Annotated in this window: 15 protein-coding genes; 4 read left to right on the top strand and 11 right to left on the bottom strand. The window is 70.1% G+C overall.

Annotation, left to right across the window (positions count from 1 at the left end; genetic code table 11):
* Positions 1-35: 35 nt before the first annotated feature.
* From ACFYZZ_RS41630 to ACFYZZ_RS41645, 4 genes are all read right to left on the bottom strand, one after another.
* Entirely contained in the window at positions 36-464 is a 429-nt protein-coding gene (locus tag ACFYZZ_RS41630) for a hypothetical protein (RefSeq protein WP_389188137.1), read from the bottom strand.
* Positions 465-468: 4 nt separating this feature from the next.
* A complete protein-coding gene (locus ACFYZZ_RS41635; protein WP_389188140.1) occupies positions 469-855 on the bottom strand; it encodes a roadblock/LC7 domain-containing protein in 387 nt (128 codons plus the stop codon).
* Between the two features lie 61 nt (positions 856-916).
* Positions 917-1,816 (bottom strand): MarR family transcriptional regulator, encoded by a 900-nt coding sequence (locus tag ACFYZZ_RS41640; RefSeq protein ID WP_389188143.1) that lies wholly within the window; start codon positions 1,814-1,816, stop codon positions 917-919.
* 189 nt (positions 1,817-2,005) lie between these two features.
* Positions 2,006-2,959 (bottom strand): LysR substrate-binding domain-containing protein, encoded by a 954-nt coding sequence (locus tag ACFYZZ_RS41645; protein ID WP_389188146.1) that lies wholly within the window; start codon positions 2,957-2,959, stop codon positions 2,006-2,008.
* Between the two features lie 136 nt (positions 2,960-3,095).
* On the opposite strand from ACFYZZ_RS41645, the gene ACFYZZ_RS41650 reads away from it, so the two are divergent.
* Positions 3,096-3,650 (top strand): peroxiredoxin, encoded by a 555-nt coding sequence (locus tag ACFYZZ_RS41650; RefSeq protein WP_389188149.1) that lies wholly within the window; start codon positions 3,096-3,098, stop codon positions 3,648-3,650.
* A 3-nt stretch (positions 3,651-3,653) separates the two neighbouring features.
* On the top strand, positions 3,654-4,187 hold the full coding sequence (locus ACFYZZ_RS41655) for an alkyl hydroperoxide reductase (protein ID WP_389188152.1): 534 nt from the start codon (positions 3,654-3,656) through the stop codon (positions 4,185-4,187).
* 21 nt (positions 4,188-4,208) lie between these two features.
* On the opposite strand, the gene ACFYZZ_RS41660 is transcribed toward ACFYZZ_RS41655, so the two are convergent.
* From ACFYZZ_RS41660 to ACFYZZ_RS41680, 5 genes are all read right to left on the bottom strand, one after another.
* Positions 4,209-5,561 (bottom strand): AI-2E family transporter, encoded by a 1,353-nt coding sequence (locus ACFYZZ_RS41660; protein WP_389188155.1) that lies wholly within the window; start codon positions 5,559-5,561, stop codon positions 4,209-4,211.
* 139 nt (positions 5,562-5,700) lie between these two features.
* The gene (locus ACFYZZ_RS41665; protein WP_389188159.1) at positions 5,701-6,393 is read right to left on the bottom strand and encodes a transglycosylase SLT domain-containing protein; all 693 of its coding nucleotides are present in this window, start codon (positions 6,391-6,393) and stop codon (positions 5,701-5,703) included.
* Between the two features lie 412 nt (positions 6,394-6,805).
* Positions 6,806-8,131: a PhoH family protein gene (locus tag ACFYZZ_RS41670; protein WP_386579334.1), complete on the bottom strand. Its 1,326-nt coding sequence runs from the start codon at positions 8,129-8,131 to the stop codon at positions 6,806-6,808.
* Positions 8,132-8,504: 373 nt separating this feature from the next.
* Positions 8,505-9,278: an isoprenyl transferase gene (locus ACFYZZ_RS41675; protein WP_389188163.1), complete on the bottom strand. Its 774-nt coding sequence runs from the start codon at positions 9,276-9,278 to the stop codon at positions 8,505-8,507.
* Between the two features lie 621 nt (positions 9,279-9,899).
* Positions 9,900-10,685, bottom strand: coding sequence for a class I SAM-dependent methyltransferase (locus tag ACFYZZ_RS41680; protein WP_389188165.1), 786 nt, complete (start codon positions 10,683-10,685; stop codon positions 9,900-9,902).
* Positions 10,686-10,737: 52 nt separating this feature from the next.
* Here ACFYZZ_RS41680 and ACFYZZ_RS41685 point away from each other — a divergent pair, with 52 nt between their 5' ends.
* Positions 10,738-11,250 carry a DinB family protein gene (locus tag ACFYZZ_RS41685; RefSeq protein WP_389188168.1) on the top strand — a complete coding sequence of 171 codons (513 nt, stop codon included), beginning with the start codon at positions 10,738-10,740 and terminating at the stop codon, positions 11,248-11,250.
* Positions 11,251-11,263: 13 nt separating this feature from the next.
* On the opposite strand, the gene ACFYZZ_RS41690 is transcribed toward ACFYZZ_RS41685, so the two are convergent.
* Together ACFYZZ_RS41690 and ACFYZZ_RS41695 are read right to left on the bottom strand one after the other, a co-directional pair.
* Positions 11,264-11,764 carry a GNAT family N-acetyltransferase gene (locus tag ACFYZZ_RS41690; RefSeq protein ID WP_389188171.1) on the bottom strand — a complete coding sequence of 167 codons (501 nt, stop codon included), beginning with the start codon at positions 11,762-11,764 and terminating at the stop codon, positions 11,264-11,266.
* A 58-nt stretch (positions 11,765-11,822) separates the two neighbouring features.
* The gene (locus ACFYZZ_RS41695) at positions 11,823-12,695 is read right to left on the bottom strand and encodes an LLM class flavin-dependent oxidoreductase (protein WP_389188174.1); all 873 of its coding nucleotides are present in this window, start codon (positions 12,693-12,695) and stop codon (positions 11,823-11,825) included.
* A 119-nt stretch (positions 12,696-12,814) separates the two neighbouring features.
* On the opposite strand from ACFYZZ_RS41695, the gene ACFYZZ_RS41700 reads away from it, so the two are divergent.
* Complete coding sequence (locus ACFYZZ_RS41700; RefSeq protein WP_389188177.1) at positions 12,815-13,195, top strand: DUF192 domain-containing protein; 381 nt, start codon at positions 12,815-12,817, stop codon at positions 13,193-13,195.
* Positions 13,196-13,216 lie beyond the last annotated feature (21 nt).

The raw sequence follows: 13,216 nt of genomic DNA on the forward strand, positions 1-13,216 counted from the left end.
CCCTTCCCCGCCGGGAGGGGCCCATGTCCGCTTCCTCACAGGCTGTGCTCGCGCACCACCCTGCGCGCCTGGGCCAGCAGCATGCCGACGTTCACCGACTTACGGCAGACGACGACCGCGACGACGTCCTGCTGCTCGTTCATCCTGACGAACAGGTGAGTGAGGTTGTCGCTGTTGACGAGGATCTCCTGGAAGAAGTGGGCGTCGCCGGTGGCCCCGCGGCGCTCCTTGAAGATGTCCTCGATCATCACGACCGTACGCCCCTGGAACAGGTCGAGGGTGGCCCCGGCCAGCAGGTCCAGGACCTCGGGCGGGTGGTTGTCCACGGTCTCGTACGACAACAGCATGCCGGTGGACATGTCGACCACGCCGGCCGCGACGCAGTCGGGCGCGTTCGAACGCAGCGTCTTGACCAGGCTCATCACCTGGTCGGAGAAACCCGGGGTCATACGCTTCGTCGCCATCCCTTCACACTCCTTCAGTGGTCTTCTCGGTGAGGATCGAGCCGATGCGGTCGAGGGCCGGCCGGGTCGCCCGGTGCAGGCGCTCCAGGTCGAGTCCCTCGTCACCGAGCACGACCATCAGCGCCGTGTCGCCGACGGCGTAGAACGCGGCACAGCCGTGGCTGCCGTAGGCCACCGTCTGCCGCAGCACCCCGCGCGAGGTGGCCTGGGTGGTACGGCGGGCGAGGCCGAGACCGGCCGCGGCGAGGGCCGCGAGCCCCTCCGGGTCTATCGACTCCGCGGTGTCGGCGGCGATGAGCAGGCCGTCGGCGGCCGCGACGGCGGTGTCGGTGATGCCTGTCACCTGTTCCCGAAGCCCGCGCATCTCCAGCGCCAGCGCTTCACGATTCATCTGGTGGAACTCCCTTGTTCTTCGATCGGGTTCAGCCGTCGCGGCGGGCCGTCCGCCCCTCTCACTCGGCGGTTGTGTGCCGCAGCCGGAAGAACCCTTTCCAGCTCGTCCCGTTCTTGGGCGGGGCGAGGGCTTCGGTGATGCCGCTGGCGCCGGGGTCGCGGCGCGGCAGGGCGGTGGGCACGGGGGGCGGCTCGGGCGGTGGGTCGCGGTGCCGTACGGCCCGTACCCGTGCCTCCGGGGGCAGCCGGACCGGGATCTCCGCCGGCGCGTCGGCGCATTCCAGGAACCCCTCGGCGAGCATCCGCGCGACCTCCACCGTGACGGTGTAGACGCCCCGGCCGACGCAGAAGGCCAGGTCCCGTGGGGTGCGGCGGCCGTCGGCGTGGGCGAGCAGCTCCTGTTGCAGCGCGGTGAGCGGGCGGCCGGTCGGTGCGGCGGGCAGCGGGCGTTCCCGGTCGGGGCCGACCGGGTACGGCAGGGTGGCGAGGGCGGCGAGTTTGCGGGCCGCGTCCTGCACCAGCCGGGCCGGGGTCTCGCCGGCGGTGACGGGTGCGTGCGGTTCGGTGCCGACGATGCGTTCGCAGCCGTCCACCCGGCCCGCGACGATGGCGAAGGCGGCGTCGTGGAGCGCCATCACGCACACCACCCTGAGCTGAGCGGCCCCGGCGTAGCCGCGGGCGACCAGCGCCGCGGCCGGCCAGCGCGCTCCGTCGGACTCCCGCACCAGCTCGGCCCACCGCTCGGCGCCGATGCGGTCGGTACGCAGCAGCAGCACTTCCGGCCCGGGGGAACCGGGACTCTCGGCAGCCACCACGAGTCCGTCCCGCAGGTGGAAGGTGCCGCCGGGCCGGCCGGACACCCGCAGCTCTCCGGTGAACTCCGCGTGCCCGCAGGCCGTGAGGGCGTGCGCCAGCCGGTCGTAGCCGACACGGCCCAGGGCGTCCCGAACGTCCGACATCACTCCCCTTGGCTCTTCGCACAGACGCGTGACGCGTCGCACTGAGGGGGTATGTGTATCAGTTCGTAGGCATATTCCGGTCAGGCCTTTCCGACCTGTCCCGAGCTGGCGGAAGTTGACGTTTGATGCCGCCCAACTCGCTTTATCGAAAGCTCATTTGATCGATTCCGGGGCAGGGACGCCCGGCCCTCAGACACCTCGCTCGCACACCCGCACGGGCAGCGGACGCAGTGCCTCGCGCAGGGCGGTCGCCAGCTCCTCGTACTCCGCGCCGCGGGCCGCGCCGGTGCGCATGGCGAAGGCGACACGGCGGCTCGGGGCGGGCTCCGCGAAGGAGCCGGTGAGCAACTGGCTGCTGCGGGTGGTCTCCAGCTTGAGGGCGGTACGCGGGAGCAGGGTGCAGCCGAGGCCGCCCGCGACGAGCTGGACCAGGGTGGAGAGCCCGGCGGCCGTGGTGGTGACCGGGGCGTCCGCCCGCCCCGCCTCCCGGCAGATGTCCAGGGCCTGGTCGCGCAGGCAGTGACCCTCGTCCAGGAGCAGCAGGTTGAGTTCCTTCAGGGCCTCACGCGGGATCCCCTCTCGGCCGCCGAGCCAGTGGTCCAGCGGGGTGACGAGCACGAAGTCCTCGTCGAACAGCGGGAGTTCCACGACCCCGGGCACACCGAGCGGGACTGCCAGCAACAGCAGGTCGAGCCGGCCGGAGTTCAGGCCGTCGATGAGGTTCGTGGTCTGCTCCTCGTGCACCTGGAGGTCGAGCTGCGGGTACCGCTCGTGCACCAGGCGCAGCACGGTGGGCAGCAGGTACGGCGCGACGGTCGGGATCACCCCGAGCCGCAGCACTCCGGTGAACGGCGCCCGGACCGCCTCGGCCTCCTCCAGCAGCGCCCCGACCTCGTCCAGCACCGCCTTCGCCCGTACGGCCAGCCGCTCGCCGGCGGGCGAGAGCAGCACCTTGCGGGTCGTACGCTCGAGGAGGGTCACGCCCAGGGTCTCCTCCAGCGCCGAGACCGCGCCGGACAGGGCGGGCTGGCTCATCCCGATGGCTGCCGCCGCGTCCCGGAAGTGCAGATGCTCGGCCACGGCGGCGAAGGCACGCAGCTGCGCGAGGCTCGGCTGCCTCCGCTTGCCGTTACTGATGGTCACTGATAGCTCCCTCCGATCAACACGACCGAGTGTAGCTATTTCACTAATCAATGCACCCTGTGCCACCATCAGCAGCGTCCAACCCATACGAGAAAACGCCCCCAAAAGGGGCTTTTCTTCGCTGCAAGGAGAGCTAGTGCTCACTGTCGGTGACAAGTTCCCCGAGTTCGAACTGACCGCCTGCGTCTCGCTGGAGAAGGGCAAGGAGTTCGAGACGATCAACCACAAGACCTACGAGGGCAAGTGGAAGATCGTTTTCGCCTGGCCGAAGGACTTCACCTTCGTGTGCCCGACCGAGATCGCCGCGTTCGGCAAGCTGAACGACGAGTTCGCCGACCGTGACGCCCAGGTCCTCGGCTTCTCCGGTGACTCCGAGTTCGTCCACCACGCCTGGCGCAAGGACCACGACGACCTGCGTGACCTGCCGTTCCCGATGATGGCCGACTCCAAGCACGAGCTGATGCGCGACCTGGGCATCGAGGGCGAGGACGGCTTCGCCAAGCGTGCCGTCTTCATCGTCGACCACAACAACGAGATCCAGTTCTCCATGGTGACCGCCGGCTCCGTCGGCCGTAACCCCAAGGAGGTCCTGCGGGTCCTGGACGCCCTGCAGACCGACGAGCTGTGCCCGTGCAACTGGAGCAAGGGCGACGAGACGCTCGACCCGGTCGCGCTGCTGGCCGGTGAGTGACCCATGTCGCTCGACTCGCTGAAGTCCCGCGTCCCGGACTACGCCAAGGACCTGAAGCTCAACCTGGGCTCGGTCATCGGCAACTCCGACCTGCCCGCGCAGCAGCTGTGGGGCACGGTGCTGGCGACCGCCATCGCCTCCCGTTCCCCCATCGTCCTGCGCGAGCTGGAGCCCGAGGCGAAGGCGAACCTCACGCCGGAGGCGTACACCGCGGCCAAGTCCGCGGCCGCGATCATGGCGATGAACAACGTCTTCTACCGGACGCGTCACCTGCTGTCCGACCACGAGTACGGCACCCTGCGCGCGGGCCTGCGGATGAACGTCATCGGCAACCCGGGCGTGGAGAAGGTCGACTTCGAGCTGTGGTCGTTCGCGGTCTCCGCGATCAACGGCTGCGGGCTGTGCCTGGACTCGCACGAGCAGGTGCTGCGCAAGGCCGGGGTCGACCGTGAGGTGGTCCAGGAGGCGTTCAAGATCGCCTCTGTGATTCAGGCGGTCGGCGTCACGCTGGACGCGGAGGCGCTGCTCTCCGAGTAGGCCGTCGTGCCGGGGCCTCGCTCACTCCTGGTGGGCGAGGCCCTCGGTGTTTTCCTGGGCGTCCTCGGGGGCTGCGCCCCCGGACTCCCCTTCGGCCTGAACGGGCTCGTCCTCAAACGCCGTACGGGCTGGTTGTTGCTGGACCTCCAGCGAATACTGGCGCAAGTACCCGACCACCGTGTTCGTCACCGCCACCAGCGGTACGGCGACCACCGCGCCGCCGATGCCCGCCACCATGCCGCCGGCCGCCACCGTGAGGACCACCGCGAGCGGGTGGACACGGACCGCGCGGCCGAGGATGAACGGCTGCAGGATGTGCCCCTCGATCTGCTGGACCAGGAGCACCACCAGGAGGGTCATGACGGCCACGAAGACGCCCTGGGTCACCAGCGCCACGATCACCGCGAGCGCGCCGGAGGCGACCGCGCCCACGAGCGGGATGAACGAGAACAGGAAGATGAAGACGGCCAGCGGGACGGCCATCGGCACATCCAGCCAGTAGATGCCGACGCCGATGCAGATGGCGTCGATCAGGGCGACCAGGACCGTGCCCCGGACGTAGGCCGTCAGGGTGTTCCAGGCGCGGGGGCCGGCGCCGGCCACGCCGGGGCGGGCCGCGGCGGGCACCAGCTTCAGGAACCACTGCCAGATGCGCTCGCCGTCGTAGAGCAGGAACAGCGTCGAGAAGAACACCAGCAGGATGCCGGTCAGGGCCTCGACGATGACCTGGACGCCCTCCAGGCCGGCCGACGTGATCTGGTCGGCGTTGGCGCCGATCGCCTCGCGGAGGTTCTTGGCGATCTGGTTGATCTGCTTGTCGGTGACGTGGAAGGGGCTCTTCAGCAGCCAGTTGCGCAGGTCGTCGATGCCGCCCTGGATCTGGTTGGAGAGCGTGTCGATGTTCTCCATGACCTGCCAGGTCACGAACCAGCCCATCAGGCCGATGACCACGAAGCCGAGGATGGCGGTCATCGCGGTGGCCAGGCCGCGCGGCACCCCGCGGCGCCTGAGCCGGGCGACCGTCGGCTGGAGCAGCGCGGTGATCAGCAGGGCGATGACGAAGGCGAAGACCACCAGTTGTACGGCGGTGATGACCCGCATGAGGACCCACACGGTGCCGGCGAGGACCAGCAGCCGCCAGCCGGCCTCGGCCGCTACGCGTACGCCCCAGGGCACGGCCTCGGCGGGGTCGGGGCGGGGACCGGACGGGGCGGCCGGCCGGGGCGCGGGCACCACCGGGTCGGGGGCGCGCTCGGCGAGGGCGGGTTCGGGGACGGTGTCCTTCTCCACCTCGGCACGGCGCTCGTCCAGCCGCTCGCTCATCTCGGTCAGCCCGGCGCCGAGTCGGCCGAGCCACCCTGGCACTCGCGACATGATCCGTCCTCTTCCCCCGCGTCCCCGGGTGTCTGCCACCACTCCCCCCTGGAGTCGTTCGGGTACGACCGTACAGGGCGAAAGCCCCTCCCCCTAGGACGGGGAGGGGCTGCGCAGGGTCGAGCGAAAGCCGGGCGGCCTAGTACCAGTGGTTGGCCTGCCAGAACGACCAGGCCTCACAGGGGCTGCCGTACCGGCTGTTCATGTAGTTGAGGCCCCACTTGATCTGCGTGGCCGGGTTGGTCTGCCAGTCGGAGCCGACGGACGACATCTTGGAGCCGGGCAGGGCCTGGAAGAGACCGTAGGCGCCGGAGGAGGCGTTGACGGCCCGGTAGTTCCAGCTGGACTCGTGGTCCACGATGTTGCTGAAGCACTGGAACTGGCCGCTGGCCACCATCTGGCGTGCCATCGCCTGGATCTGCGCGACGCTGTAGCTGCTCTGCACGGGGAAGCTGGAGGAGTCGCGGGTCGACCGGGTGGTCGCCTTCTGCGCCTCCGCGCGGGCCTTGGCTTCCTTCTCGGCCTTCTCGGCGGCAGCCTTCTTGGCGACAGCGGTCTCGGCCGCGGCCTTGCGGGCGGCTGCCTCGGCGTCCTTCTTGGCGCTCGCGTCCGCGGCGATGGCCTGCGAGTCGGCCTGCTGCGTCAGGGATGCGGTCTGCACCTGGGCCTGCTCACCCGCGGGTATGTCCGCGAGGAGCGTGGCGTCGGCTGCCGTCGCCTCGGCGTCGTTGGGCTGCGCGGTGCTGCCCGAGGCAACGCCGACGACGCTTCCGACAGCGGTGACCGCGGTGGCCGAGACCACTGCGAATCCCCGGACCGAAATCCGGCTCACACGGTTTCCTTCCAGCATCGCCCGCTTCGGTGACCCTGGCGGACGCAATCGTGCCCCTGACACTGGCCTCCCAACTGCGGGGTCACGGGAGGCGCGGGCCCGGTGGGCAACTCCCGCGAGGGGAGCGCCGCGTGGTGCTCGGGCGGCATACGACAACTCTATGGAGTTAGAGGTGGTTCTTCTGTGGTGCCGTACCGCTGGGGGTACAGGTGTGTCGTATGCGGGGCCTGACAGGAGTGAGACTCTGCCGTAACCCGACACCGGGTGGCAATTCTGCGTTGCGTGTGAAAGCTCACACCCCGTTTGGCCCTGGGGATTTCAGGAAACCCCCACACGCGAAGGCGCCGCCCGGCTAGGCTCTTGGCCTTTGCCGGACGGCGCCAACGGGCGTCGGGCATACGTCAGATGTACGTCAGATGTGACCGTCCTCCAGCATTTCGGTCACAAGCGCCGCAATCTGGGACCTCTCGGAACGCGTCAACGTGACGTGCGCGAAGAGGGGATGCCCCTTCAGCTTCTCCACGACGGCGACCACACCGTCGTAGCGGCCTACGCGCAGATTGTCCCGCTGTGCCACGTCATGGGTGAGAACGACCCGCGAATTCGCGCCGATTCGGGACAGAACGGTCAGCAGGACGTTCCGTTCCAGGGACTGCGCCTCGTCGACGATCACGAACGCGTCGTGCAGGGAGCGGCCCCGGATGTGGGTCAGGGGCAGGACCTCCAGCATCCCGCGCGCGGTGACCTCCTCGATGACGTCGCGGCTGGTGACCGCGGAGAGCGTGTCGAAGACGGCCTGCGCCCACGGGCTCATCTTCTCCGCCTCAGAGCCCGGCAGATAGCCCAGCTCCTGCCCGCCCACCGCGTACAGCGGCCGGAAGACCATCACCTTCTGGTGCTGGCGGCGCTCCAGGACCGCCTCCAGGCCCGCGCACAGGGCGAGCGCCGACTTGCCGGTGCCGGCCCGGCCGCCCATCGAGACGATGCCGACGTCCGGGTCGAGCAGCAGGTCGAGCGCGATGCGCTGCTCGGCGCTGCGACCCTTGATACCGAACGCCTCCCGGTCGCCGCGCACCAGACGGACGTTGCCCTCGGCGGAGATCCGGCCGAGCGCCTTGCCGCGCTCGGACTGGATGGTCAGGCCAGTGTGCACGGGGAGGTCGGAGACCTCCGGGACGTACACATGCCCTTCCTCGAAGAGGATGTCCACCTGCTCACCGGCGAGCGTCAGTTCGGACATTCCGGTCCAGCCGGAGTTCTCCGTGATGGCGAGCTCGGCGCGGTACTCCTCGGCCAGCAGACCGACGGAGGAGGCCTTGATCCTGAGCGGCAGATCCTTCGACACGACGGTGACGTCGTACCCCTCGGCCTGCAGGTTCCGGGCCACCGCGAGGATGCGGGAGTCGTTGTCCCCCAGGCGGTAGCCGGTGGGCAGCACGCTGGGGTCCGAGTGGTTGAGCTCGACACGGATCGTTCCGCCCAGCTCCCCGATCGGGATGGGAGCGTCGAGGCGACCATGCTTGACCCGGTAGTCGTCCAGCAGGCGCAGGGCCTGGCGGGCGAAGTACCCGAGTTCGGGATGGTGCCGCTTGGCCTCCAGCTCCGTGACCACGACGATGGGGAGCACGACCTCGTGCTCGTCGAAGCGGGTCAGGGCGTTCGGATCGGCCAGCAGGACGCTGGTGTCGAGAACATACGTGCGCCGGTCTGGCTTGTGGCGCTTTGTGCTGGTCACCACGGAAGGACGTACCCCCTCGGATGAGGTCGGGGAGCGACGAAGTGGAAGCCGGGCCGGGAGGGAGGGAGCATTGCGACCGGTCCCTGGCCCCCGCGGACGGCGGGCCGGACACCGGACCTCCGCGGCTGCTTCCGTGCAGTGACAGCACGGTCGGGCTGGTGCAAAGGGCCTCCCGGGCGGGCGGCCCCGTGCCGCCCGCTGAGATCCGACGCCCGTGGTTCGGGCGTCGACCTGCTTGGCTTATGCCCTCGAACATGCACCGCCATGCAAAAGCGGCCAACAGCGCGCCGGTGAACTCCTTGTTACTTGCGCCCCAACCGGGGTGAACCGAACACCCCGCCGCAGTGGTGACGGGCGGGGTGTTCGAGGCGGATCAGCCGCCGTAACGGCGGTGACGTGCCGCGTAGTCGCGCAGCGCGCGCAGGAAGTCGACCTTGCGGAAGGCGGGCCAGAAGACCTCGCAGAAGTAGTACTCGGAATGTGCGGTCTGCCACAGCATGAATCCGGACAGCCGCTGCTCGCCGCTGGTACGGATCACCAGGTCCGGGTCGGGCTGGGCTCCGGTGTAGAGATGACGGCCGATCATGTCGATGTCGACGGACTCGGCGAGGTCCTCCATCGACACACCCCTGTCCCGGGCGTCGAGGAGCATGGAGCGCACGGCGTCGGCGATCTCCTGGCGGCCGCCGTAGCCGATGGCGACGTTGACCACTATTCCGTCGACGTGGGCCGTGGTCTCCTCGGCCTCCTTGAGGGTGCGCTGCATCCCGGGCGGCAGCAGGTCGAGGGTGCCGACGTGGTGCACCCGCCAGCGGCCGTCGGCGGCGAGGGTGCGGACGACGTCCTCGATGATGCCGAGGAGAGGACCCAGCTCGTCCTGCGGGCGGTCGAAGTTGTCCGTGGACAGCAGCCACAGGGTGACGACCTCGACGTCGGTCTCGCTGCACCAGCCGAGGAACTCCTCGATCTTCTCGGCACCGGCGCGGTGGCCGTGGACCGTCGTGGAGCCGGCGGCCTTCGCCCAGCGGCGGTTGCCGTCCATGATGACGCCGATGTGCTTGGGCACCTGGGCGTGGTCCAGGTGGCCTTCCACCCGGCGTGCGTAGAGCCTGACGAGCAGGCTGCGCAGCGTGTCGCGCACGTTCACGGGACCCTCCGGGGGTTGGGCGGGTTTTGAGCCTACCCCTGCCGTCGGCTCGGCCCGTCAGGTTGGGACGCTCGTCCGTTGTTCTGAAGTTCCGGGAGTTCCCATGAAAAAACGGGCCGGTCCGTGGGGGGGGAGACGGACCGGCCCGAGGGGGGGTTTCCACCATAACCCTTCGTAAGGGATGGTGGGTGCATCGGCGCGATACAACTACTCTCCGGAATCGCCCGACGACGCCCCGGCGCACGCGGAACGATGGATTCCGGGGCATTTCATGGCTGATTCGCAGCGGAATCCCAGGGGATCGGGGCCCATATGGAGAGATCAAGAGGATTTGGGGCGCCTTGGGGATGGTTCGGCGAGTTGTCCGAGCGTCCCTCCGACGGGCTACCGGGCAGCGAACGGTGACTTGACGGTTCCGCTCCGCGCTCGGCTCGGTATCGCAGCACCGCGCAGCCCCCTCCACTGCGCGGTGCCGCCCGCGCAGCTTTGCTCACGCGAATTACCTTGGTCTGAACTTACGTGACGGGTGGGGCGGGTGTGAACCGCCGCCGATAACGATGTGGAAACCGTGAGAGAACGGCGAGTGAACTGGACGGCGAAATGCCCTTTAAGTCCGGTTCATCAGGGGGTCGGCTTCCGGACGTCGAAGAGATGGCGGGAGCTGTGCGCCACGAACGGCCCCTCTTTCTCGATCCGCTCGTGCAGGGAGCGCAGTTGGGGCGCGTACGCCTCGACGGTGAAGCCGGGGACCATCCAGACGACCTTGCGCAGGAAGTGCACGACGGCGGCGATGTCATGGAACTCCATCCGCAGCCGCTCCGCCCGCAGGTCCACGACCTCGAACCCCGCCGCCTCCGCGTCCTTCCGCTCCCGCTCGGGATCACGGCCGCCGCGCACCTCGTCCGGCTGACGTCCGAGGAAGTACTCGACCAGCTCGAACGCACTGCTGGGCCCGACATGCTGGGCGAAGTACGTACCGCCGGGCCGCAGCACCCGGGCGATCTCCGCCCAGTCCGGCCGCACCGGGTGCCGGCTGAGCACCAGGTCGAAGGCCTCGTCGGCGAACGGCAGCGGCGCGTCGTCCGGTGCGGCGACCACCACCACACCGCGCGGCCGCAGCAGGGCGGTGGCCTTGGCGACGTTCGGCGGCCAGCCCTCCGTGGCCGCGACCAGCCTCGGCCCGTCCTCCCCCGCCCGGCCCAGGGCGAAGCCGAGCACCTCACCGCCCCCGGTCTGGATGTCCAGCGCGGCCTCGGCCCGGGCCAGCCGCTCCCCCGCCGACTGTGCGTACCCCCAGGACGGCCGCGCCTCCGTGGCCCGCCCCTCGAACCACGAGAAGTCCCATCCCTCGGTGGGCTCGGCGACGCCCTCGGCCACGAGCTGTTCAAAGGAGCGGTTGTCCGTCATGAACGCCATGGTCCCAGGGCGTTGTCGGTCGGGCCTGCTAATTTCCGCGGACATGACGACCTCGGGAGCCGGCCACACCGCCGGTGAGAAGAACATCCTGCACGCGAGCCTGAACCGGCACCGGGACGCCGTGCTCTGGAAGCTGGACGGGCTGGACGACGAGCAGCTGCGCCGTCCGATGACACCGAGCGGGACGACCCTGCTCGGCCTGGTCAAGCATCTGGCCTCGGTGGAGTACGGCTGGCTCGTGGAGACGTTCGGGCGTGCGGGGGAACCCCTGTGGTTCGACCCCTACAAGGACGAGGACATGAGCGTGGCCCCCGGTGAGACGACGGAGCAGATCGTCGCCTTCTACGCCCGCGCTCGCGCCGCCGCCGACCGCACGATCGCCGAGCTGCCCCTGGACGCTCCGGGCCGCCCCGCCTGGCGCGACGTCTCCGTCTCCCTGCGCTGGACCCTCGTCCACATGATCGAGGAGACGGCCCGGCACGCCGGCCACATGGACATCCTGCGCGAGCTGATCGACGGGGCGACGGGCGACCACCGCCCGGTCACCGAGGCCTAGGAACCGGGTGCCGTCAGACGCGTTTCTCGGGAGCCAGGCCGCCGAGCACCCGGCCGCCGAGCACCAGCAGAACGTGCTCGTCCTCCCCGTGCCGGACCGTACCGGCGCGCTCGAAGCCGTGCTTCTCCAGCAGGCGGACGGAGGCGGTGTTGCCGGAGAACGGGTCGGCGTACAGGGGCCGTACCCGCTCCAGCTCCAGGAAGAGGCCGAGGGCGCGAGTTCCGACACCACGGGCCCAGTACGGCCGCCCGAGCCAGTAGCCGACGTACCGCTGCCCGCCCTCCGTCCAGGAGACGACGCTCCCGGCCACCTCACCGTCGACGGTGACCGTCCGCACGAGGCAGTCGGGATCGCCGAGCACGCGCTCCCGCCAGTGTCTGAGGAAGGCGTCCCGCGGCCGGGGGGTGAACCTCGACCGCCGGACGGCTTCCGGGTCCTGCTCGTAGTCGTGGAAGACGTGGAGGTCGTCGTCCGTCACGTCCCGCAGACGCACATCGCTGTGTTCGCCGGTCATGCGTGGCAGTGTGGCAGCCGCCACTGACAACGCCCCGCGTCTCCCGCGGCCTCCTCCGCTACGGCACCAGGGGCCGAACCTCCTCCGCGACGAAGCGCACGAAGCCCTCCGGGTCGGGCTCGTCCCCCGTCGGCTGCAGGACGACGGTGTCGGCACCGGCCTCGGCCAGCCGCTGCACCGCCTTGGCCACGGCACCCGCGTCCCCCGCGACCCCGAGATCGGGGACCGACTCCAGCCCCTCGGCGGCGAGTTCGGCGCGCAGCCGGGCTGCGGCGTCGGCTCCGGTGGCGGCCAGCAGATAGACCACGACCCGGTGCGGGCCGGTACGCCCCGCCTCCCGCCGCCCCTCGTCGATGATCCGCCGGGCCTCCCGTACGCCCTCCGCCGAGGTGGAGGCGGTGAGCAGGGTGCCGTCGGCCTTGGCGCCGGAGAGGCGGAGCGTACGGACTCCGGTGGCACCGGCCAGTACGTCGACCGGCTGCAGCGGCGGCCAGTCGAGGCCGACGTCGTCCAGCCGGACGTACCGCCCGCTCACGCTGAACCGCTCCCCGCGCAACAGGGCGCGCAGGGCGTCGAGATGCTCACCCAGCAGGGTGAGGGGCGAGGCGGCCCGCGCGCCGACCTGCCCCATCCAGTCCTGCACACCGTGCCCCACGGTCAGGACGGCCCGGCCCGGGAACATCCGCTCCAGTGACGCGGCCTCCATGGCGGTGACGGCCACGTTCCTGAGCGGCACGGGCATCAGCCCGACGCCCACCCGCACCCGTTCGGTCCAGGCGAGAGCGGCGGCGGCCGTGGAGATCCCGCCCTCCCGGAAACAGTCCTCCCACAGCCAGAGTTCTTCGAGCCCTGTGGCATCCGCGATCCGGGCCACCGCGCGGAGCCGCTCGGGGGGAAGTTGGGGTCGGAATACGGCACCAAGTCCAGTCATGGGGCTTTCCTAGCCATGGACCGGGGTCACGCAAACTCGATCACGCGCGCGGCGGGTCGCCGGTGGGGGTGACGGGTACGGTCGCCTCGACCGGGCGAGAGCGGGCGGAGGTGGCCGGCATGGGGCGGCGCTGGCGGGACGGGCGAGGCAAGTTGGTCGTGCAACGGACGGACGGAACCTCTGTCCCACTCTCCCTGGAGATCGCAACTTCGTACCGCGCCCGGACGAAAGGGCTGCTCGGCCGGGACTCGGTCGACGGGGCGATGCTGCTGTCGCCGGCCAGCGGGGTGCACACCTTCCGGATGCGGATGGCGATCGACGTCGCCTATCTCGATCGCCGGCTGCGGGTCATCGCCGTACGCACGATGAAGCCGGGGCGCATGGGCCTACCCCGGTTCCGTTCCCGGCATGTGCTGGAGGCGGAGGCCGGGGTGATGACCGGGTGGGGGCTGACGGTGGGGGCGGTGGTCGACGTCGAGGCGGAGGGTGGTGTGTCCTGATGGCAGGTCACCGGCCCGTGG

Source organism: Streptomyces sp. NPDC001816, assembly GCF_042892235.1.
In the GTDB taxonomy this organism is placed as follows: domain Bacteria; phylum Actinomycetota; class Actinomycetes; order Streptomycetales; family Streptomycetaceae; genus Streptomyces.